19 protein-coding genes are annotated in these 20,716 nt (G+C 72.0%); 12 read left to right on the forward strand and 7 right to left on the reverse strand.

Annotation, left to right across the window (positions count from 1 at the left end; all coding sequences use genetic code 11):
* Window positions 1–298 precede the first annotated feature (298 nt).
* The gene (locus tag ACWDS7_RS25860) at window positions 299–883 is read right to left on the reverse strand and encodes a TetR/AcrR family transcriptional regulator (RefSeq protein ID WP_451931377.1); all 585 of its coding nucleotides are present in this window, start codon (window positions 881–883) and stop codon (window positions 299–301) included.
* A gap of 291 nt (window positions 884–1,174) precedes the next feature.
* Here ACWDS7_RS25860 and ACWDS7_RS25865 point away from each other — a divergent pair, with 291 nt between their 5' ends.
* The 3 genes from ACWDS7_RS25865 (at window position 1,175) to gndA (ending at window position 5,868) form a co-directional block, all read left to right on the forward strand.
* Complete coding sequence (locus tag ACWDS7_RS25865) at window positions 1,175–2,482, forward strand: glycosyltransferase family 4 protein (protein WP_451931378.1); 1,308 nt, start codon at window positions 1,175–1,177, stop codon at window positions 2,480–2,482.
* Between the two features lie 45 nt (window positions 2,483–2,527).
* Complete coding sequence (locus ACWDS7_RS25870) at window positions 2,528–4,207, forward strand: protein kinase domain-containing protein (RefSeq protein ID WP_451931379.1); 1,680 nt, start codon at window positions 2,528–2,530, stop codon at window positions 4,205–4,207.
* Between the two features lie 230 nt (window positions 4,208–4,437).
* Window positions 4,438–5,868, forward strand: a complete 1,431-nt coding sequence (gndA, locus tag ACWDS7_RS25875) for an NADP-dependent phosphogluconate dehydrogenase (protein WP_451931380.1) — start codon at window positions 4,438–4,440, stop codon at window positions 5,866–5,868.
* Between the two features lie 66 nt (window positions 5,869–5,934).
* Here gndA and ACWDS7_RS25880 read toward each other — a convergent pair whose 3' ends face one another.
* The 3 genes from ACWDS7_RS25880 to ACWDS7_RS25890 all read right to left on the reverse strand — a co-directional run bounded on the left by ACWDS7_RS25880 (window position 5,935) and on the right by ACWDS7_RS25890 (window position 8,389).
* Window positions 5,935–6,795, reverse strand: coding sequence for a hypothetical protein (locus ACWDS7_RS25880; RefSeq protein ID WP_451931381.1), 861 nt, complete (start codon window positions 6,793–6,795; stop codon window positions 5,935–5,937).
* A gap of 194 nt (window positions 6,796–6,989) precedes the next feature.
* Window positions 6,990–7,664 (reverse strand): hypothetical protein, encoded by a 675-nt coding sequence (locus ACWDS7_RS25885; RefSeq protein ID WP_451931382.1) that lies wholly within the window; start codon window positions 7,662–7,664, stop codon window positions 6,990–6,992.
* A 278-nt stretch (window positions 7,665–7,942) separates the two neighbouring features.
* Window positions 7,943–8,389, reverse strand: a complete 447-nt coding sequence (locus ACWDS7_RS25890) for a PIN domain-containing protein (RefSeq protein WP_306874708.1) — start codon at window positions 8,387–8,389, stop codon at window positions 7,943–7,945.
* A gap of 129 nt (window positions 8,390–8,518) precedes the next feature.
* Here ACWDS7_RS25890 and ACWDS7_RS25895 point away from each other — a divergent pair, with 129 nt between their 5' ends.
* The 4 genes from ACWDS7_RS25895 to ACWDS7_RS25910 all read left to right on the forward strand — a co-directional run bounded on the left by ACWDS7_RS25895 (window position 8,519) and on the right by ACWDS7_RS25910 (window position 13,500).
* Window positions 8,519–9,298, forward strand: a complete 780-nt coding sequence (locus tag ACWDS7_RS25895) for a hypothetical protein (RefSeq protein ID WP_451931383.1) — start codon at window positions 8,519–8,521, stop codon at window positions 9,296–9,298.
* Between the two features lie 133 nt (window positions 9,299–9,431).
* Window positions 9,432–10,532: a hypothetical protein gene (locus ACWDS7_RS25900; protein ID WP_451931384.1), complete on the forward strand. Its 1,101-nt coding sequence runs from the start codon at window positions 9,432–9,434 to the stop codon at window positions 10,530–10,532.
* A 183-nt stretch (window positions 10,533–10,715) separates the two neighbouring features.
* Entirely contained in the window at window positions 10,716–12,185 is a 1,470-nt protein-coding gene (locus ACWDS7_RS25905) for a hypothetical protein (protein WP_451931385.1), read from the forward strand.
* A 22-nt stretch (window positions 12,186–12,207) separates the two neighbouring features.
* Window positions 12,208–13,500 carry an AAA family ATPase gene (locus tag ACWDS7_RS25910; RefSeq protein ID WP_306874719.1) on the forward strand — a complete coding sequence of 431 codons (1,293 nt, stop codon included), beginning with the start codon at window positions 12,208–12,210 and terminating at the stop codon, window positions 13,498–13,500.
* 150 nt (window positions 13,501–13,650) lie between these two features.
* Here the strand turns inward: ACWDS7_RS25910 and ACWDS7_RS25915 are convergent, their stop codons facing one another.
* Entirely contained in the window at window positions 13,651–14,511 is an 861-nt protein-coding gene (locus ACWDS7_RS25915) for a helix-turn-helix transcriptional regulator (protein ID WP_451931386.1), read from the reverse strand.
* A 108-nt stretch (window positions 14,512–14,619) separates the two neighbouring features.
* Here ACWDS7_RS25915 and ACWDS7_RS25920 point away from each other — a divergent pair, with 108 nt between their 5' ends.
* Window positions 14,620–15,981 (forward strand): MFS transporter, encoded by a 1,362-nt coding sequence (locus tag ACWDS7_RS25920; RefSeq protein ID WP_306874724.1) that lies wholly within the window; start codon window positions 14,620–14,622, stop codon window positions 15,979–15,981.
* A gap of 38 nt (window positions 15,982–16,019) precedes the next feature.
* On the opposite strand, the gene ACWDS7_RS25925 is transcribed toward ACWDS7_RS25920, so the two are convergent.
* Together ACWDS7_RS25925 and ACWDS7_RS25930 are read right to left on the reverse strand one after the other, a co-directional pair.
* Window positions 16,020–16,973, reverse strand: a complete 954-nt coding sequence (locus ACWDS7_RS25925) for a GNAT family N-acetyltransferase (protein ID WP_451931387.1) — start codon at window positions 16,971–16,973, stop codon at window positions 16,020–16,022.
* A 64-nt stretch (window positions 16,974–17,037) separates the two neighbouring features.
* Window positions 17,038–18,576 (reverse strand): MDR family MFS transporter, encoded by a 1,539-nt coding sequence (locus ACWDS7_RS25930; RefSeq protein WP_451931388.1) that lies wholly within the window; start codon window positions 18,574–18,576, stop codon window positions 17,038–17,040.
* 162 nt (window positions 18,577–18,738) lie between these two features.
* Here ACWDS7_RS25930 and ACWDS7_RS25935 point away from each other — a divergent pair, with 162 nt between their 5' ends.
* The 4 genes from ACWDS7_RS25935 to ACWDS7_RS25950 all read left to right on the forward strand — a co-directional run bounded on the left by ACWDS7_RS25935 (window position 18,739) and on the right by ACWDS7_RS25950 (window position 20,664).
* Entirely contained in the window at window positions 18,739–19,287 is a 549-nt protein-coding gene (locus ACWDS7_RS25935) for a TetR/AcrR family transcriptional regulator (protein WP_451931389.1), read from the forward strand.
* Window positions 19,284–19,550 (forward strand): DUF4031 domain-containing protein, encoded by a 267-nt coding sequence (locus tag ACWDS7_RS25940; protein WP_306874735.1) that lies wholly within the window; start codon window positions 19,284–19,286, stop codon window positions 19,548–19,550. The genes ACWDS7_RS25935 and ACWDS7_RS25940 overlap by 4 nt, the downstream gene beginning before the upstream one ends.
* A 111-nt stretch (window positions 19,551–19,661) precedes the next feature.
* Window positions 19,662–20,207, forward strand: a complete 546-nt coding sequence (locus tag ACWDS7_RS25945; RefSeq protein ID WP_451931390.1) for a type 1 glutamine amidotransferase domain-containing protein — start codon at window positions 19,662–19,664, stop codon at window positions 20,205–20,207.
* Window positions 20,208–20,343: 136 nt separating this feature from the next.
* Complete coding sequence (locus ACWDS7_RS25950; RefSeq protein ID WP_451931391.1) at window positions 20,344–20,664, forward strand: hypothetical protein; 321 nt, start codon at window positions 20,344–20,346, stop codon at window positions 20,662–20,664.
* Window positions 20,665–20,716: the final 52 nt, after the last annotated feature.

Raw genomic sequence — 20,716 nt, forward strand, 5'->3', positions numbered from 1 at the left:
CCGCTTTTCCGTGTCAAACCCGCCCGTTTGAAGCGACTTGACTTGATCTAGCTGGCCCTACCGGAATTCCGGCCGCCCCGTTTCCGGAGCAACCCTTCTAACTTACTCCGTTGCCCGGTTCGTGTCGAATCGAGCCTCATCGAGACATAAGGATCTCAATGAGTGGAGTTCATCAGGGAGGGTCCCCGAGGTCCCAGCGCTGCCGCCGACTCTCTCGGGCTTGGTGAACTTTATGGACCGCGCCCCACCTCGTCAAATCAACCGTGTCCACCCGCCGCGGAGGCCGCTGTCCCGCAGGTCAGCGGGGCAGCGTGGCGGACATCGTCGCCACGATCACGCTGACCAGTCCCTCGACGACCTCGGCCCGGTCCACCTCGGGGTGCTCCAGCCACCAGTCTCCGGTGGCCTGGACCATGCCGACGAAGGCGTGTCCCAGCACCTGGGCCCGGACCGGGTCGGGGACCGCCGACTCCGCCGCGATGACGGCACCGAGCTCCTCACCGAGGCTACGCACGATGGCGGTCATCTGGGAGTGGGTCCGGCTGTCCTCTGCTCCGGCCCGGTGGAACAGGAAGCGGTAGAGATTGAGGTTGGCGGCGATCATGTCGAGGTAGGCGGTGATGGTCGACCGGGCTCGGCTGCGCAGATCCGTCCTGTCCCGGTCGAACTCCGGGCGCAGCAGGCTGACCACGGTGCGGACGTGACGGTTGGCCAGGGCCTGGTACAGCCCGCTCTTGTCGCCGAAGTGCCTGTAGAGGATGGGCTTGGTTATCCCGGCCTCGGCGGCGATCGAGGCCATCGACGCCTCCGGCCCCTCCCGCCGGATCACCCGGTCCGCGGCGTCCAGCAGTGCTCGCCGCCTGTCGGGATCCCGTCCGCTCACCGTCTCTTCCCCTCTCAGAGGGAAACAGCATAGGTCTCGCCCGACGGAGAGACGTGAGGGCGGACAGGGCCACTGGTGCGCCGGCAGGACTAGAAGCGCCATAACGGCGCATTTACGCATATCCCACGTGCTTCGGGGCAGGGTGAGAGCTCCGTCCGGCAGCGCGCCGTACGGCCGGAGACCAGTTGAGCAGGGGGATCTCAATTGTCGGAGACAACGGGGAGACAGGGGAGACAGAGGCAGAGGAGACAACTGCCGGGGACAGTGCGCGGAGCAGCCAGACGCGGGGCGTTGTGGCTGCTGAGGCAGGTCAACGAGAGACGGGCCCGCCGCGCGCCCGCGCCGGACACGGGGACGGTCCGGATCCTGCTGCAGCACGCCTACGGGATGGGCGGCACCATCCGGACCGTGCTCAACCTCGCGGGATACCTGGCGCGGGAGCGCGATGTGGAGATCGTCAGCATGATCCGGACGGCGGAGGAGCCGTTCTTCCCGATCCCGCCCGGCGTGCGGGTGTCGTTCCTGGACGACAGGACCAGGCCCCGCGGCTGGATCCCCCGGCTGCTGTCACGCTTTCCGAGCGTGCTGATCCCGGAGCAGGAGAACGTCTACCGCTCGGTCACGCTCTGGACCGACCTGCGGCTGGTCGGTTTCCTACGGTCCATGCGCACCGGTGTGGTGATCTCCACCCGGCCCGGGTTCAACCTGGTCACCGCGCTGTTCGCGCCCCCGGGAGTCCTGACCGTCGGCCAGGAGCACGTGGCTCTCGACGTCCACTCCCCCGAGATCCGGCGGCTCGTCAAGCGGCGGTACGGCAGGCTGGACGCCTTCGTCACCCTCACCGAAGCCGATCTGCGCCAGTACGCCAAGACACTGAGGGCCGATCCGCCGGGACGGCTGCTGCGCATCCCCAACGCCGTGCCCGACCTGGCCGGTGACGTCTCACCGCTGGAGGAGAAGGCCGTCGTCGCCATCGGCAGGCTGGTGCACGCCAAGGGCTTCGACCGCCTGGTCAGGGCCTGGGCACACGTGGCGGCGGCGCATCCGGACTGGGTGCTGCGCATCTACGGCCGCGGCGCGGCGAAGGCCGAGGCCAGGCTCCGCGCCAGGATCGAGGACGCGGGTCTGCAGGACAAGGTGTTCCTCATGGGCAGTTCCCCGGAGATCGGTGTGGAGCTGGCCAAGGCGTCGGTCTACGTGGTCAGCTCCCGCTACGAGGGGTTCGGCATGACGATCCTGGAGGCGATGAGCAAAGGCGTTCCGGTGGTGAGCTTCGACTGCCCGCACGGCCCCCGCGAGATCATCACCCACGAGCACGACGGCCTGCTCGTGCGCTCCAAGAAGGCCCAGGATCTGGCCGGGGCCGTCTGCCGCCTGATCGAGGACCGGGAACTGCGCGGCACGCTGGGCGCGAACGCCGTGCGCACGGCCGCCGGCTACGACCTGAACGCCGTCGGTGCCCGGTGGGACGCGCTCCTGGCCGAACTCGGGCAGGAGCAGGCCGTCACGGTCGTCCCCCGTCCTCCTTCCCCGGCGGCCTCCCCGGCGTTCGCGGGCCTTCCCCGGGCGGTCACGGGTGGGCGGATACAAGCGGGATGAAGGCAAAGATCCGGTAATCTGCCCGTCATCTCCAGGAGGTGACGGGTGGCCGGATCGAGTGCCGTGGCGGTGCCGGGCTACGAGGTGTCCGGCGTCCTCGGTCAAGGTGGTTTCGGGATCGTCTACCGGGCCCGGCAGCTGGCCGTGGACCGCGAGGTCGCGCTCAAGGTCGACAACCGGGTGCTGGTCTCGGAGCGGGACAGGCGCCGCTTCATGCGTGAGGTCACCTCGGCGGGCGCCCTCTCCGGGCATCCGCATGTCGCCCACGTCTACGACGCCGGAGTGCTGCCCGACGGCCGGCCGTACATGGTGCTGGAGCTGTGCCCCGGCGGGTCGCTGCTGGACCGGATGCGGGCCGAGGGGCGGCTGGCGCCGGCCGAGGTGGCCGACATCGGCATCCGCATCGCGGACGCGCTGGCGGCCGCGCATGCCGCAGGGGTGCTGCACCGCGACATCAAGCCCGCCAACATCCTGATCAACCGGTACGGCAACGTGGTGCTCTCCGACTTCGGCCTGGCCACCATGCCGTCCGCGGGCGGTGAGGCGTCGGTGACCCGCGAGTCGCTCACCCCCGCCTACGCCCCGCCCGAGGCGTTCGAGCTGGGCGAGCCCGCCGCCGCCGGAGACGTCTACTCCCTGGCCGCGACGCTCTACGCGCTGCTGTCGGGCCGCCCGCCGAGGTTCCCGGAGAACGGCGTGGCCAACATAGCCGTCATCATGGCCCTGCACCGGCTGCCCGTCCCGGACATCCCGGGCGTGCCGCTGGAGCTCACCGCGCTGCTCCGGCAGGCCATGGCCAGCGACCCGGCCCAGCGCATCCCCTCGGTGGCGGCGCTGCGGGACGCCCTCACCGACCTGCGTCTGGACCGCGGTGCCCAGGCGCCCCGACCGGTCGCCCCGCCCTCCGTCTCCTCCGCCGCCGGCCCCGCCGTGGGCCCCTCCCCCACTCCTCCTTCGGGGCGCTCGGGGCCTTTCGCCTCGGGGCACTCGGGGCCTTTCACCGGGTCGCCCGCGCCGTACGGCGCGCCGGCCGTCCAGCCCGTGCGGGGCGGGGAGCCGGTGCGCGCGCACCTGACCTCGCCGGGCCTGCGCGGTGTGACGGACACCCAGGCCCCCGCCGCGGTGGGCGGCGCGGCCACCGGCGGGTCGAACTTCCGGGTGTTCGCCGCGGTGGCCACGGCCTTCACGATCCTGCTGCTGGCCGGGGTGGGGCTGATGTTCCTGGAGAACCGCGATCCGGACCCGCCCGCCGGTCAGCAGACCGGCGCCGACAGCCGACCGGCCGGCACGGAGGGGGTCGGGCAGGTCGCCACGGTCACAGCCGGCTGCCCGGCCGCGGCGGTGCCCGGCGCGCGGGCGGCCTGCGTGAAGGAGGCCGAGTGCTGGGGCGGGATCGTCAGCATATCGGGCGACTCGACGGCCAAGCGGATCGGCTGCGAGGAGTCCCATTCCTGGGAGACCTTCGCGATCGCCCCCCTGCCGACGGACTCCCTCACCTACGACACCTCCGCTCTGGAGAAACACCCGTCGGTGAAGAAGGTGTGCGCGACGCAGGTGATGCTGGCCTCCCGGCACGGTGACGCCCGCACCGCCGCGCCCGCCGGCAAGTGGCGGAGCGCGGTCCTGCCGCCGTCGAAGGAGCAGTTCGGCCTGGGCGTGCGGACCTACCGCTGCCTGGGAGGCGTGCTGGGTTCGGAGGCTCCCGGCACCTTCTTCCGTCCCTGACCCGGTGTCCGCCTCCCCTCCCTGACCTCCCTGACCCGATGTCGGCCTTCCGTCCCTGACCTCCCTGACCCGGTGTCCGCCTGGGCCGCCCTCACCTCGCTCTCTCGCAGTTCTCCCCTCTCCCCGCGGCCGCTCTCCCTCTGAACCGACGAGACGGCTCCACCGCACCCCGCCGACGACCATCTCTGGATACAAGCTGACATTCTTGGACACGAAGGGGGTGTCAGACGATGGCTGAGGCAAAGATCGGCGTGACCGGGCTGGCGGTAATGGGGGCGAACCTCGCCCGCAACCTGGCCAGGCACGGGCACACGGTAGCCGTCCACAACAGGTCGCAGTCCAGGACCAAGGCACTGATCGAAGAGCACGGGGACGAGGGCGCGTTCGTCGCCTGCGAGACTCCGGAGGAGTTCGTCGCGGCGCTTGAACGCCCTCGGCGCATCATCATCATGGTCAAGGCCGGCGCGCCGACCGACGCGGTGATCGAGGAGTTCGCCCCCCTGCTGGAGCCGGGCGACATGCTCGTGGACGGCGGGAACGCGCACTTCCTCGACACCCGCCGGCGGGAGGCGGCGCTGCGCGAGCGGGGCATCCACTTCGTCGGGGCCGGGGTGTCCGGCGGCGAGGAGGGCGCGCTGCTGGGACCGAGCATCATGCCGGGCGGCTCCCGGGAGTCCTACGAGGCGCTGGGCCCGCTCCTGGAGGACATCGCCGCGAAGGTGGACGGCGTGCCCTGCTGCACGCACATCGGCCCCGACGGCGCCGGACATTTCGTCAAGATGGTGCACAACGGTATCGAATACGCCGACATGCAGCTCATCGCCGAGGCCTACGACCTGCTCAGGCAGGGGCTCGGCCTGAGCCCCGCGGAGCTGGCGGACGTCTTCGAGGAGTGGAACAAGGGGGAGCTGTCCTCCTACCTCATCGAGATCACCGCCGAGGTCCTCAGGCAGGTCGACGCCGCCACCGGCAGGCCGCTCGTGGACGTCATCGCCGACCGGGCCGAGCAGAAGGGCACCGGCCGGTGGACCGTCCAGATCGCGCTGGACCTGGGGGTCCCGGTGAGCGGCATCGCCGAGGCGGTGTTCGCCCGCTCGGTCTCCGGTCACGCGGAGCTGCGGCAGGCCGCGCGCGGCCTGCCCGGCCCCTCGGGGGCGCCGGCCGGGCCGGTCGGCGAGGGTTTCGCGGAGGACGTGCGGCGGGCGCTGTACGCGTCGAAGATCATCGCGTACGCGCAGGGGTTCGACCAGATCAGGGCGGGCAGCGCGGAGTACGGCTGGGACGTCGACCCGGGCGCGCTGGCCACGATCTGGCGGGGTGGCTGCATCATCCGGGCGGTCTTCCTCGACCGCATCCGCGAGGCCTACGAGCAGGAGACCCCGCCGGTGACCCTGCTGACCGCCCCCCTGTTCGCCGAGGCCCTGGGCCTGGCCCAGGAGTCCTGGCGGCGGGTGGTGGCGAAGGCGGCGGAGCTGGGCATCCCGGCGCCCGGTTTCTCGACCGCGCTGGCCTACTACGACTCCCTGCGGGCCGAGCGCCTGCCCGCGGCCCTGATCCAGGGGCAGCGGGACTTCTTCGGCGCGCACACCTACCAGCGGGTGGACCGGGAGGGCTCCTTCCACACCCTCTGGTCCGGTGACCGCTCGGAGATCGGGGCCTGAGGACCCGGTCCCGTCGTGCCGGTGGCAGCCGCCGTCCGGGCGCCTGCCACCGGCGATGCGCGGAGCTCAGGCGTGGGCGAACTCCATGCGGACGGGGTCCTTGTCGGCGAGAACGACGACGACACCCGTGGTGCGCGTCCAGGCGTCGGAGATGAGGAAGTAGCGTCCGCCGGTGTGGTCCAGGAGACGCAGGCCCGTGTACCGGTACCGGTAGGTGCTTCTGTCGTCCTGGAGGGGTGTTTCGACGACTCCTGGAGCGGTCAGGTGGAGCCGCTGCGGGCTGTAGACGGTCACCTTGGTGAGGGCGCCGGGCCTGACTCCGTCAGCCAGGGTGTTGCCGAGAACCGTCGCGTAGTGGGAAGTGCCCCAGAACAGGGAGAAGCCGACGCTGAGCGCGACGAAGGCACGCAGCGCCGTCTCGCGGGCGGGCGGCGCGCCGCCGGGGAGTGAGGCGCGGACATGAGCGGTGTAGTACGCCAGCAGAACACCCGCGCCGATGCTGAACGGGAAAGCGACATAGACGGACGCGCGCCACGCGGGGATGTACCCGAGCAGCCAGACGAGGGCGGGCAGCACCAGCCAGGCCAGCGACAGCGTCCGCAGGACGTAGGTGGTGAGCCTGTTCGGCGCGCGCAGAACCCGGGTGAGCCAGTGGTCGAGATACAGCCACGCGAAGCCGGCCGCTCCGACGATCAGGAGGAGCACCAGGACCGGGCGGACGCTGCGCAGCACGTAGTCGCTGGTGGACATGCCGAGGATGCTCTCGTTGATGCCGAGCCTGCGCGCCATCACGTCGCTGCGTTCCCAGCCGAAATAGACCAGCAGCGCGGTGACGACCGTCGCGTTCGCGAGGATGGCCGAGACCCACTGCAGCAGGGTGGAGTTCCCCGCCACGGCCTGCAGCCCCTCCGCGGGTTCCGCCGGCACCGGCGGAAGCGCCGGTGCCGGTTCTGACTGCACCGGTTCTGACTGCACCGGTTCTGGCTGCGCCGGTTCCGCCGGTGCCGGTTCTGACTGTGCCGGTTCTGGCTGCGCCGGGTCCGCCGATACCGGGTCCACCGGTGCCGGTTCCGCCGGCGCCGGTTCTGACGGCCCCGGCGGCGTCGGTTCTGCGGGTGTGGTCAACCGGTCTCTCCCGTGGGCTCGCCGGCCGGAGCCGAGGACGTGCCGTCGGGAGAGGTGGGGTCGCCGGGCGGCGGGTTGTCGCCGTCTCCCTGGTCCACCGGCGGGGGATCGTCGGTTTCTCCCTGGTCCGTCGGGGGCGGATCGTCCGTTTCCTCCTGGTCCGCCGGCGGCGGGCTGTCGGAAACGTCGGGCGGGCAGGCGGCGAAGGAGGACTTGGGCTTCCGCCGGATGAGGCTCGCCTCCGCCACGTAGAGGAAGCACATGAACTGAGGCGCGTCCGTCCTGACGGCGCCGGCGAACGCCTTCTTGGCGGCCGCGCCCCTGCCCTCGCACAGCGCGATGCCGACGCGGAGCAGGAGGACCGTGTTCTTGTCGTCGATCGCGTACGCGGGGTCGCTCTGACGCTCGTCGAGCTGCGCGCGGGCGCCGGAACAGTCCTTTTCCAGCAGGAGGTCGTAGATGCCGCCGGGACCGCTGTTGACTGCGGTGTTGCCCGCCGGCAGGTCGAGCGGCCCGTAGTGCGGGTCGTCCCCACCTCCCGCCGTCTTCTCCTCCTGCGCCTGACCTTGCCCGCCGTCATCCGGGGAACCGTCCAGCACGCTGTTGCCGCAGCCGCACACCAGCGTCAGGGCGACGAAGACGGGGAGCAGTCTTCTGAGGCCGAGATTCACCGTTCTCTCCGTTCCAGAGAAGTGATGGCCACAGCATGACAAACAAGGATCTCGCCGGGAACACGCTGAGTAGGGAGATACTCACATCTCGCCCCCGCCGGAGCGGCGGGCCGGTGTCGGGGAAAACGTGCCGGTGTCGGGGAAAAGGGGAAGAACGGCGCGAAGAAGATCGGGACGGCGTGTCCGGCGGACGCGGAGGCCGGTGGGCGGGCCTGCCCGTGGGCCGCCGGGACGGGCCGGTCCCACCCGGCGGCGTGCCCGCCGGGCACCACCGGCGGTCAGGCGGCCAGGTCCAGCGGGATGACCTGGCCCGCCGTACGGCGCAGGCGGCGGTTGAGGGCCCCCGGGCGGGAGACCACCACGACCAGGACGCCCCGGCCGGACAGCCAGTCGGCGGACTCGGCGAAGACGCCGTCGCCGGAGCCGATGACCACGCGCTCGAACCGGTCGGCGAGGTGGTCGAGGCGGATCACCTCGCCCAGCGCCGCGTCGGCCCCGTCCGGGCCGGAGCGGACCAGGAGCTGGATCCCGGCCAGGGCCAGGCCGACGGGGAGCATGGCGCCGTGGTTGACCGCGACGACGTATTGGTCCATCCCCCCGATGGGGACGCGTTCGCGGTAGCGGTCCATCATGGCCTGGACGTCTCTGGTGGCGGGGCGCGCGTTTCCCACGAGGTTCTCCACGTCCAGCAGGTGGACGGCCCGACCTTCCGATAGGTTGCGCACCAAATGCCCCCTTTCGGCCCAGTATTACCGTGCCATGGCCTGCACTTTAATACTGGAATTCGCTGGAACTCAAGGGAGATTCGCTGGAATTCCAGGGAGACTGGTGGAACTCCTGTTACGCTCCGGGCCGTGAGTGAATCACTGGACGCGCTGGAACGGCGGATAGCCGAGCTCCGCGCCGAGGTGCGGCGGGCGGTCAAGGCGAAGGAGAACTCGCTCGCCCGGTCGCTGCGCGGTGACCTCCGCCGGGCCGAACAGGCGTGGGACGCGGCGGTCGGCGCCGAGGAGCCCGTGCCGCCGCCCCCCGAGCCCGAGACCTCGCTGCTGCCGATCCGGGAGCAGGTGCACCAGGCACTGGCCCTGCTCGGCGTGCCCACCGCGGCCAAGCTGATCGTGGCGGTGAACGACGCGTTCTTCTCCGGCGCGCTGCGCGGCCCCCAGCTGACCAGCCTGCGCAGGGACGAGGAGCGCTCCTTCCGCAGCGACCCCTACGCCCGGCCCTACTACCTGTGCGCCGCGCTGACCGACCGCCTCTCCCCCGCGCGCGGGCTGCTCGCCGACAGCACCTGGGCGCCCGAGCTGCGGGTGCTGGGACCGCTGAGCCCCCGTGTCGACTTCCTCACCTCGACCATGCGCATCGCCGAGCACCTCGCCCGGCTGGCCGAGCCGCCGCCGGGGGCGCTGCGGCTGCTGTCGCGGATGGCGCACAACATCCCCGGTGCCGTCGAGGGCCCCGTCCAGGCCGACCCCGTGACCGCGCTCCGCGCGGCCCGGGCCGAGCTGGAGGTGCACCGGGCGGCCGACGCCGCGCACCGGGCCGAGGTGGCGGCGCGGGCGAGCAGGCAACTACCGGACGTGGAGCGCCTGTTCGGCGCCGCCGCGATGAGCAACTTGAGAGGGGCCTGTTGATGGACAGGCGGAACACGGCGTGGACGGCCGGTCCACCGGAGACGCCCGCCGGCCGGGCGGGGCGCGCCACGTGCCCCGGCCGGCTGATCGGCGGCCGGGACACGGCACGCGCCGGCGGCACCGGGGGTGGCCGGTGAACCGGCTGGACGAGCTGCGCGGGCCGGTGCCGCCCCGCGCGCACGACGCCCGGGCCATCGCGGCTCTGGCCGCCAACCCGGGCTGCGCCCGCCGGGCGCTGATGGACGCCGCCGGGGTGGACAAGGACCGCACGGCCCGGCACCTCGGCTTCCCGGCCCCCTTCGGCCAGTCCCAGTTCGCGATCACCCGCGGGAACGTGTTCGAGTCGCTGGTGAAGGAGAACGGCTGCGCCGAGCTGCTGCGGCTCCTGCGCGAGCTGCTCGGCCTGCCCGTCGCCCAGGTCGGCTACCAGGACGTGGAGAGCGTCGGCTCCCACCTGCGCCACTCCCACACCCGGACACTGGTCGACCGGGCGGCTCGCGAGCACGGCGACACGGCGGTCTTCTACGACCATCCGCTGTTCAGCCTGGAGATCGCCGGACACACCTCCTACCTGGAGCCCGACGTGGTGGCCTTCCAGGTCGGCGGGCGCTTCCACATCGTGGAGATCAAGTCGTTCAGCGTGATCGACGGCCAGGCCGAGCCCGAGAAGGTCGCGGCGGCGGCCAGGCAGGCCGCGGTCTACGTGCTGGCGATGCGCACGCTCCTGGCCGACCTCGGGCACGATCCCGAGCGCGTCTCCCACGACGTGGTGCTCGTCTGCCCGGAGAACTTCGCCAACCGGCCGACCGCGACGCTGGTGGACGTGCGCAAGCAGCTCGCCGTCCTCAAACGGCAGCTCGCCCGGATGACCAGGGTCGACCGCCTGCTCGAAGGGCTCCCCCCGGGGGTCACCTTCGACCTGGCCCCCGACGGGGACGGCGTGCCCACCCGCTCGGCGGAGGAGCTGGCCCAGGCCCTGGCCCGGGTGCCCGCCCGCTACGCGCCCGACTGCCTGTCCACCTGCGACATGTGCATGTTCTGCCGCGACGAGGCCCGCGGCAGCGGCTCCACCGATCTGCTCGGCCGGCAGATCCGCGACCAGCTCGGCGGAGTCTGCGGCATGACGGAGGCACTGGGCCTGGCCGAGGGCACCGTCGAGCCCGCCGAGGGCCAGGAGGAGATCGCCCGCCTGCTCCGCCTGGCGGAGCGCCTGCGCGAGGAGTGCCTGCGATGAGCCGGCGGAGCGAGCGGCCCGGCGGGCACGGCGCCCACCGGGTCGGCGGAGGAGGCGGCGTGAGCGGGCGAACCTACAAGCACAGCAGCGCAACGCCCACCGGGCCGGCGGAGGAGGCGGCGTGAGCGGGCGAACCTACAAGCACAGCAGCGCAGCGCTCGCGGAGCCGACGGAGGAGGCGACGTGAGCACGCTGACGGCGCTGGCGCGGCTGCGCGCCATCCGGGACGGGGCCGCCCAGCCGATCACCACGGTCCGGCACTGCCACATCGCCCCGCACCCGATGGTGTTCATCCCGCTCAAGCTCGCCGGCGAGGCCGCCGCGCCGCTGGCCGCCATGGTGGGCACCGATCCGGACCACCCCCGGCTGCTGGTGGTCCCCCAGCCCCGCAACCGGGACCTGCGCTTCGCCTTCGCCGCCGAGCTGGCCGAGGTGCTCCTGCCGTACGTCGAGGGGTTCGAGAAGACCACCGAGACGGTCGAGAGGAAGGGCGGGGAGCCGTACGAGCGGTGCCTGGACGCGCCGCAGCTCCTGGTGCCCAACCGGCCGGCGGCCGCCTTCACCGGGCTGCTGGGCCGCTCCACCCGCTTCCGCAGGGCCGACGGGCCCTATCCGGTGCATCCGTCGGTGCCGCTGCTGGGGCGGTGGCTGACCTACTTCGCCGACCGGTCGCGGCAGCCGGGCTCCTGCCTGCTGCTGGTGGCCACCGAGGCGCTGAGCATGCACTGGGCGACCGGGCAGAGCGGCCTGGAGGACGCCAATCTGGCGGCGCTGCTGGGATGGATCGCCCCTCCTCCGGGGATGAGCGGCCGGCGGGCCGCCGAGGAGGCCGAGGACCCGCTGCTCTGGCCGCCGGCCGGCCCCGCCACCGACCCGGGCTTCGACAACGAGGTGCTCGGCCCCGCCGTGCGGGCCTACGAGGAGGCTCCGACCGACCATGCCGTGGAGCGCCTGACCCAGGCGCTGCGGACCCAGCTCGAACCGACCTGGCGGCTGATGTGGCAGGCGGCCGGCCTGCTGCGCGCGCTGCCCGAGGGCGGGCGGGTGAAGGACCGCTGGGACGCCGACCGCGGCTCGTTCACCAGGTTCGTCGAGCGGCTGGCCGAAGGCGGGCCGCCGCAGGCGCGCAGGGACGGCGCGGTCGGCGCCGCGGCACGGCTGGCGGGGCTGGAGCGGGCCCGGGCGAGCTACGACGTGCAGCGGGCCTACGACGACCCGCTGATCATGGCCGAATACCGGCTGACCGGTGAGGCGTTCGCCGGGACGGTGACGGGCGCGGACCCCGAGCACACCGAGGGCGAGGGCCGCTCGCGCAAGCTGCGGCCGCTGATCACGGTCCGGACCGACGACCCGGTACGGCTGGCCCCCGGCGCCACGGTCGGCAGCCCCGACCGGCGCGGCCACGCCGCCGAGATCGTCGAGATCGCCGGCGACGAGATCACTCTGAAGATCACCAAGGGGATGGGCCGGGGCAGGACGCCCGCACCCGGCGCGGTGCCCGAGCCGGGTGAGCGGGTCTCCTACACCTCGCTGACCGACGACTTCCAGACTTCGGCGGCGCTCCCCGACCCCGAGCGGACGCCGTGGACCCACGGCGGCCCGCCGGAGGAGTACGTGCCCAGCGACGACGACGCGCAGGAGGAATGGTCGTGAACGGTCAGCAGGCGGGCGCGGCATGACGCCCCAGCAGGAGGCGGCGGCCGTCGTCGAGGCGGTCCTGGCGGACCTGCCCCGCAACCGGGGTGTGGTGGTCGACTCCCCTCCCGGGGCGGGCAAGTCCACCCTGGTGGTCAGGGCCGCCGGGCACATCGCCGAGACCGGCGAGCCGCTGATGATCGTCGCCCAGACCAACGAGCAGGTCGACGACCTGGTGGAACGGCTCGCCACCGAGCACCCCGACCTCACCATCGGCCGCCTGTCGGCCGGCGGCTACGTCACCCCGGGCCGCGTCCTCGCCCACACCAACGTCTCGGTCGCCGGCAAGCTGCCCGACCTGGGCGACCCGGCCGTGGTGGTCGCCACCGCCGACAAGTGGGCCTGGATCGGCGACCGGACCTGGCCCTGGGCGATCGTGGACGAGGCGTACCAGATGCGCTCGGACAAGCTGCTGCGCATCGCCTCGCTGTTCGAGCGGTCGCTGTTCGTGGGCGACCCGGGCCAGCTCGACCCGTTCTCGATCGTCGACGGCGACCGCTGGGCGGGTCTGTCGTGGGATCCGGTGCAGAGCGCGGTCTCGGTGCTGCTGCGGCACAATCCCGACCTGCCGGTGCACCGGCTGCCCGTCTCCTGGCGGCTGCCCGCCTCGGCGGCCCCGGTGGTCTCCGAGGCGTTCTACCCGTTCACCGGGTTCCGGGCCGGGACCGGGCACGCGGACCGGTCGCTGGAGCTCACCGTCAACGGCATGCGCACCTCCTACGACCGCGCGCTGGAGGAGGCGGCGGCCTCGGGCTGGGCGCTGTACGAGCTGCCGAGCCGCCACACCGTGCGCACCGACGCCGAGGCGGTGCAGGCGGTGGCGGTGCTGGCCGTACGGCTGCTGCAGCGGGCGCCGGTCGCCCACTCCGAGCGCGGCAGCCACCGTGTCACGGCCGACCGGATCGCCATCGGCGCCGCCCACCGCGACCAGGTCGCCGCGATCCGCGCGGCCGGGGTGCCGGAGGAGATCACGGTGGACACCGCCAACCGCCTCCAGGGGCGCGAGTACGACGTGACGATCGTGCTCCACCCCCTCTCCGGCCGCCGCGACGCCACGGCCTTCCACCTGGAGTCGGGGCGGCTGTGCGTGCTCACCTCCCGCCACCGGCACGCCTGCGTCGTGGTCGCCAGGGCGGGCATCCCCGAGCTGCTGGACGCCCACCCGTCGGCCGAGCCGGTCCAGCTCGGCGTGCCGGTGAAGTTTCCCGACGGGTGGGAGGCCAACCAGGCCGTGCTGGCCCATCTCGCCAAGCACCGGGTGGCCGCCCACTGAGCCGCCCCGCCGGGGACCGGTGCGGGCGGGCGCCGTCCGGAGCCCCGGACGCCCCGCCCGCCGGGTGCGCGCGGGCGATCGCCGGGCCTCCGAGCCTGCTGTTCGAACGGACGCCCCGCGGGCCAGGTGCCTGCGCGACGGGCGCGCCGGTCAGTGGGTGTGGGCCGGCACCGGCTCGATCTCCGGGTGCGCGGTGACCCAGACCATGCGCTCGCGGCTCTCCTCGTCCATCGGCGTGTAGACCACCATCCGCGTCTCCGGCGGCGACGGCAGCGCCAGGCTCGTCGAGACCGTGCGCACCAGCCCGACCGCGGAGTGCTGGAAGATCTTCATCCGGTTCCCCGGCCTGGCCACGTCGTGGGTGGCCCACATGGCCGCGAACTCCGGGCTGGCGGCCGACAGCCGCCGGACGAAGCCGGTCCAGGCGGGCTCCCGCAGGTGCCGACCGAAGCCCGCGCGGAGCGTGGCGACCATCTGCGGCAGTTCCTCCTCCCGGTTGACCACCGGGGTGCAGCACTGCTTGGTGACGAAGAGCTGCCAGAGCGCGTTGCGGGTGGCGGGAGACTGCGCCGTCATGGACGGGAACAGCGCGGCGTAGGCGCGGTTCCAGGCCAGCAGGTCGTAGCGGCCGTTGTAGACGGCGGCGGGTATCGGGGCGAGCTGGTCGAGGATGATCTGGGTCTCGGGTTCCAGCGCGGCTCCGGCGTCGGAGACGGACACGCCCGGCACGTCGGCGAGCCGGTAGAGGTGCTCGCGCTCGGCGTCGTCCAGCCGGAGCGTCCGGGAGATCGCGTCGAGCACCTGCACACTGGCGTTGATCGGCCTCCCCTGCTCCAGCCAGGTGTACCAGGTGACGCCCACCCCGGCGAGCAGGGCGACCTCCTCACGCCGCAGGCCCGGGGTGCGGCGGCGCAGCCCCGGTGGCAGCCCCACCTCGGCCGGGGTGAGGCGGTCACGGCGGCTGCGCAGGAAGGAGGCCAGCTCGGCACGGCGGGCACGCGGGTGGGTCATGGTCACTCCCCCATGCTGGCCGACGGCCGGACCGGCTGCCAGGTACCGGCAGTACCAGGATCAGCAGGCTCTCGTTACCGGTATCGGCGCGCCCCCAAGCTCGTCCCCATGACCGCGATATCCACCAGGGCCCCGGCTCTGCGCACCCGTTGGCTGCTGACGGTGGTCCTCACCGGGCAGTTCATGGCGATCCTGGACGTCTCCATCGTCAACGTCGCCTCTCCCGTGATCCGTTCCGATCTCGGCGCGTCCGGCTCGGGACTCCAGATGGTCATCTCGGGCTACACCATCGCCTACGCCATGCTGCTGATCACCGGTGCCCGGCTGGGCGGCCGGTACGGCGGGCGCCGGCTGTTCCTGTACGGCCTGGCGGGGTTCACCGCCGCCTCCCTCGCCTGCGGTCTGGCCGTCTCGACCGGGCAGCTCGTCGCCTTCCGGCTGCTTCAGGGCGCGGGGGCGGCCCTGATGGTGCCCCAGGTGCTGAGCATGATCCAGATGAACTTCGAGGGGGCCGCGCGGGCCCGCGCGCTCAGCCTCTACGCGACGGTGATCTCGGGGGCCGCCGTGGTGGGCCAGGTGCTGGGCGGCGTGCTGGTCTCCGCCGACCTGTACGGCACGGCGTGGCGACCGGTCTTCCTGGTGAACGTGCCGATCGGGATCGGGCTGCTCGCCGTGGGCGCGAGGCTGCTGCCGGCCGACGGCCCGCTGCGCCACCGCGCCCTGGACCTGCCCGGCCTGGTCACCCTCTCGCTGGCGGTCAGCCTCCTGGTGGTGCCGCTGGTGCTGGGCCACGAGCAGGACTGGCCGCTGTGGGGCTGGGCCGCGATGGCGGCGAGCGTGGCGGCCGCGGGGCTCTTCGTGCTGGTGGAGCGGGGAGCACCCGCGCCGCTGGTGCCCGCGCGGGTGCTGCGGGCCCCCGGGGTGGCCGTCTCCGCGCTGGCCGTCTTCGGGGCGATGGCGACCTACGGCGGGTTCCTGTTCACCCTCGCCCTGCACCTGCAGGGAGCCCTGGGCGACAGCCCGCTCCGGGCCGGCCTGACGTTCGTCCCCGGCGCGGCGGCCTTCGCCGTGGTCAGCCTCAACTGGCGGCGGGTCCCCGAGCGGCTGCACCGCCGTATGATCATCGTCTCCTTCGGCGTGGCGGCGCTGGGCTATCTGGGGCTGTCCCTGGCGCTGGGCGGCGGCGGGCACGGCGAGCCGCTCCTGTGGGTGGCCCTGGCGGTGGTCGGGGCCGGTCTGGGCGGGGCGTTCAGCCCGGTGCTCGCACTCGCGCTCACCCACGTCGCCCCGGGGGACGCCCCCGACGCCAGTGGGCTGTTCGTCATGATGACCCAGCTCGGCCAGGTCGTGGGCGTGGCCACGTTCGGCACGCTGTACCTGAGCCTGGGCTCGGCGCCGGGCACCGGCGTGGCGCTGGCGGTCACGGCGCTGGTCACCGGGGTGTGCGCGCTGCCGCTGCTGCGGCGGTGAGTCCCCGGGTACGGCCCGCGCAGCCGTACCCGGACCGGTCAGACCGTCCGCCGCCAGACGTCGATGGCCAGCACCTGGCGCATGCCCACCGACAGGTACAGCTCCAGCGCGGGCGTGCTGTTGTTGGCGTCCACGTGGAGATAGGTGCCCACCCGGCCGCGCCGGGCGTCGTCGGCGAAGGCCCTGCGGAGCATGAACCGGCCGAGCCCGCGGCCCCGGAAGGCCGGCAGCACGGCCAGTTGGCGCACGTAGCCGCAGTTCTCGTCGCCGGCGAAGGCGTTGGTGCCCAGCAGCATCGCCACCGGCTCACCGTCGATCCGGGCGACCGTCAGCTGCGACCAGTCGCCGCTGGCCGAGGAGTCCAGCTCCTCGTGCCACTTGTCGTAGTCCTTGGGGGTGAACCCGAAGTGCTCGGCGAAGCCGGCCTGCTGGACGGCGTGTCCCTGGCGGCGGACCTCGTCGGTGATCCCCTGGTGGACCGAGAGACCGGGCGGGAGGGCGGGCTCGGGGACCGAGCTCCCGTGGTCGACCAGCAGCCGGATGAAGCTGGTCGCCGCGCTGAACCCGCGGGCGGCGGCGATGGCCCGCTTGCCGCTGTCCTCCCGGTACAGGCCGATGTCCAGCACGGCCCTGTCGTGACCGAGCCCGGCCGTGATCTGCCTGGCCCGCTCGGTCACGGTGTCCCAGAGCCCGCCGGTCAGCCCGGGGGCGTCGGGATGCACGGCCACGTCGATGTCGACGTTGTCACTTGTGCCCTTGCGGCAGGCCCAGGCCCAGGCGACCAGGCGTCCGGCCCCGTCGTGGACGACCCAGCCGTCGGTCTCCCTGTCGAAGGAAGGGTCGTTCAACTGGTCGACGACGTCGTCGAAGGTCATGTCCCCCTTGCCGATCACCTGCGTGTCGCACAGGGAGATCAGCTCGTGGATGTCGTGCGCGTCTTCGGCCCGAGGCCGCCGGGTGACGTACCCGGCGGCGGTAGTGGTTGTCTCCATGGGCACAGCCTGTCCGGGGTGACTTGGAGCCGGCTGGGTCATGGCTTGGTCTCGGCGCCCGGCGTCAGTCGAGGGCCGGGGCCGGGACCGGGGCCTCGGCGTCAGCGCCCTGCTCGGGGGCCCCGCGCAGCGGGATCTCCTTGATGAAGGCGGCCAGCAGCGGCACCACGACGGCGAACAGGATCGCCCACCAGAACACGCTGGAGATGGAGGCGGCCAGCGACTCCAGGAAGCCGGTCCGGACGTTGGCGGGCAGCTCGTGCAGGGCGGCGGGGTTGAACTGGCCGCCGCTGGAGGCGAGCTTGTCGCCGACGGGGCCCAGCTTGCTCTCCAGGTTGGAGGTGAGCTGGTTGTTGAAGACCGCGCCGAACAGCGAGACGCCGAACGAGCCGCCGATGGAGCGGAAGAAGGTGGAGGCGCTGCTGGAGACGCCCAGGTCCTTCTGCTCCACGCTGTTCTGCGCGATCAGCATGGTGGTCTGCATCAGGAAGCCCATGCCGAGGCCGAGCACCGCGATGAACACGCCGGTCTGCCAGGCGGGCGTGTGGACGTCCATCAGCGACAGCAGCCACATGGCGACCGCCATGATGACGCCGCCGAGGACCGGGTAGACCTTGTACTTGCCGGTCTTGGTGATGGCCTGGCCGACGAAGAGCGAGACCACCATGGCCGAGCCCATCATCGGCAGCAGCAGCAGGCCCGAGTTGGTGGCCGAGGCGCCCTGGACCGTCTGCTGGAACAGCGGCAGGAAGTTGATGGCGCCGAACATCGCGAAACCGAGCAGGAAGCCGACCAGGGAGATCAGTGTGAAGTTGCGGTTGCGGAACAGGTTGAGCGGCATGATCGGTTCGGCGGCGCGGCGCTCCACCGGGATGAACAGCGCCAGCGTGACCACGGCGAGCGCGGCCAGACCGAGGATCTGCGGCGAGCCCCACTCGTAGTCGTTGCCGCCCCAGGTGGTGATGAGGACCAGCGCGGTGATGCCGATGGACAGCAGGGCCGCGCCGAGCCAGTCGATGCGGTGCTCGGTGCGGTACTTGGGGAGCTTCAGCTTGGTCGCCAGCAGCGCCAGCGCGATGAACCCGACGGGCAGGTTCACGTAGAAGGCCCAGCGCCAGTCGAGATGGTCGGTGATGAACCCGCCGACGAGCGGACCGGCGATCATCGCCAGTGACATAACGCCGGCCATGATCCCCTGGTACTGGCCGCGCTCGCGGGGCGGGACGAGGTCACCGATGATCGCCATCGCGTTGACCATCAGGCCGCCGGCGCCGAGGCCCTGGAGCGCGCGGAAGGCGATGAGCTGGGCCATGCCGTCGCCGGGACCGCCCAGCATCTCGGAGCCGGCCATGCCGCAGAGCACGGAACCGATCATGAAGATGACGATCGAGGCCAGGAAGATGTTCTTCCTGCCGTACAGGTCGCCGATCTTCCCCCAGATGGGGGTGGAAACGGTGGTGCCGAGCACGTAGGCCGTCACCACCCAGGACAGGTGGGTCAGCCCGCCCAGCTCACCGACGATCCGGGGCATGGCGGTGCCGACGATCATGTTGTCGAGCATGGCCAGGACCATCGCGAGCATCAGGCCAGGCAGCACTACCATGACCTCACGCCGCCGCACTGGTGCGGCTGCGGTCTCCTTCACTTCTTGTCGCCCCCTAAGACAATGATCTTACTTACTTGCCGACCGGCTAGTGTCGGATATGCTGGGAATGTAGGCCGATCACTTACCGGCCGTCAAGTTGATTTCGCTGCAAAGGGAACCATGAGGGAAAACGCCGATACGCGCACCCGGATCCAGGAGACCGCCCTGAAGCTCTTCGTCGAGCAGGGATACGAGGCGACCTCGCTCCGCGAGATAGCGGAGGCTCTCGGCGTGACCAAGGCCGCCCTCTACTACCACTTCAAGAGCAAGGACGAGATCGTCACCAGCCTGGCGGAGAACCGGCTGCACGCGGTCGAGGAGCTGGCCGCCTGGGCCGCCTCCCAGCCCCGCACCGACGAGACCCGCCGGGAACTGGTCCGCCGCTACTCCGAGGACCTGCACCGGGGCCGGCACCACGAGATCATGCGCTTCTTCGAGCGCAACCAGACCGCGCTGAAACACCATCCGGTGATGGAGAAGACCCGCGGCCGGATGTTCGAGCTGTTCGCCTTCCTGGCCGACCCCGCCGATCCGACGGCCGTCCGGCTGAAGAGCTCGATGGCCCTGTTCGCCCTGCACGCGGCCTGGTTCATCCTCAAGGACGACATCTCCGACGACGAACGCAGGGCCGCCGCCCTGGAGGTCGCGCTCGAACTCCTCCAGCGGTGAGCGTGCTCATCGACCCGCCGGACTGGCCGGGTCCGCACGGCATGCTCTGGTCGCATCTGGTCAGCGACAGCTCGACCGAGGAACTGCACGCCTTCGCCGCCCTGCTGGGCGTGCCGCCCCGGGCGTTCGACCGCGACCACTACGACGTCCCCCAGACCGTCTACGACAGGGCGCTCGAACTGGGGGCGGAGGCCGTGTCATCGCGCGAGCTGCTCACCCGGCTCATCGCCTCAGGTCTGCGCCGGCGCAAGAGACGTCCCTGAGTCGACGCCCCGCACGGATCCCGTCCCCGATGCGCGAGATTCCGCATGGATCTCGACGTGCCGGGCATGACCGCCCCTTGAAAGGCATCGTCGCACGTCAAAGGGGAAACCATGCTCAACGACAAGACGATCGCGTTCCTCGTGGCCCCGGAGGGGATCGAGCAGGTCGAGCTCACCGAGCCGTGGCAGGCCGTCAGGCAGGCGGGGGCGACACCCCGGCTGATCTCCACACGGCCGGGCGAGGTCCAGGCGTTCGACCACCTCGACAAGGCCGACCGGTTCCCGGTGGACGAGACGGTCGACGAGGTGCTGGTGGCCGACTTCGAGGGGCTGGTGCTGCCCGGCGGCGTCGCCAACCCCGACTTCCTGCGGACCGTGCCGAGCGCCGTCCAGTTCGTCAAGGACTTCTTCGACACGGGCAGGCCGGTCGCGGCCATCTGCCACGCGCCCTGGACCCTGATCGAGGCCGACGTGGTGCGGGGCCGCAAGCTCACCTCCTGGCCCAGCCTCCGGACCGACCTGCGCAACGCCGGGGCGGACTGGGAGGACCGCGAGGTCGTGATCTGCACGGCGGGTCCGAACACCCTGGTGACCAGCCGCAAGCCGGACGACCTCAAGGCCTTCTGCCAGGCCGCCGTGGACGCGTTCGCGGGTTAGGTTCTGTTTCGTGGATCATTGGCGGTCAGTCCGCCGCGCGGGCGCCCGAGCACCTGTCGGCCCTGATGGATCCGGGCTGATCGCTGCCCGTGCGCCCCTTCACGGTTCCCCTTTACGGGCACCGGTCGCGCGCTGAGTGGTCGAGCTCGTCCGCCAGGGCGCCGCCCGCGTCACCGGATCGTTCACGCTGATCACCGGCGTCCTGGCCCGCGACGCCCTGCGCACCGGCACCGTCGCGTCACTGGCCGACGGCGCGGTCGAGTCTTTCGTGCGCGCCGCCGCGATCGAGCTGACGCAGCGCGTCAACGCGGTGAGCCCCACCGTCTTCACCGAATCCATCGACGCGTACGGCGATCTCTTCGCCGGCTTCGAGCCCGTCCCGGTGCGCCGGGCCGCGAACGCCTACGTGCGCTCCATCGAGGGCCACCAGACCGGGCAGGTCTACGAGATCGGCTGACTCGCCGGACGGCTCACGCGGACGGCGCCTCCGGGGGAGGCGACCACATGGG

This window comes from Streptosporangium sp. NPDC003464, from assembly GCF_053588315.1.

Excerpts from the sequence above, each read along its gene's own strand:
- gndA (WP_451931380.1), top strand. The coding sequence starts at position 4,438 with ATGGCTGAGGCAAAGATCGGCGTGACCGGGCTGGCGGTAATGGGGGCG.
- ACWDS7_RS25910 (WP_306874719.1), top strand. The coding sequence starts at position 12,208 with ATGACGCCCCAGCAGGAGGCGGCGGCCGTCGTCGAGGCGGTCCTGGCG.
- ACWDS7_RS25915 (WP_451931386.1), bottom strand. The coding sequence starts at position 14,511 with ATGACCCACCCGCGTGCCCGCCGTGCCGAGCTGGCCTCCTTCCTGCGC.
- ACWDS7_RS25920 (WP_306874724.1), top strand. The coding sequence starts at position 14,620 with ATGACCGCGATATCCACCAGGGCCCCGGCTCTGCGCACCCGTTGGCTG.
- ACWDS7_RS25925 (WP_451931387.1), bottom strand. The coding sequence starts at position 16,973 with ATGGAGACAACCACTACCGCCGCCGGGTACGTCACCCGGCGGCCTCGG.
- ACWDS7_RS25930 (WP_451931388.1), bottom strand. The coding sequence starts at position 18,576 with ATGGTAGTGCTGCCTGGCCTGATGCTCGCGATGGTCCTGGCCATGCTC.
- ACWDS7_RS25935 (WP_451931389.1), top strand. The coding sequence starts at position 18,739 with ATGAGGGAAAACGCCGATACGCGCACCCGGATCCAGGAGACCGCCCTG.
- ACWDS7_RS25945 (WP_451931390.1), top strand. The coding sequence starts at position 19,662 with ATGCTCAACGACAAGACGATCGCGTTCCTCGTGGCCCCGGAGGGGATC.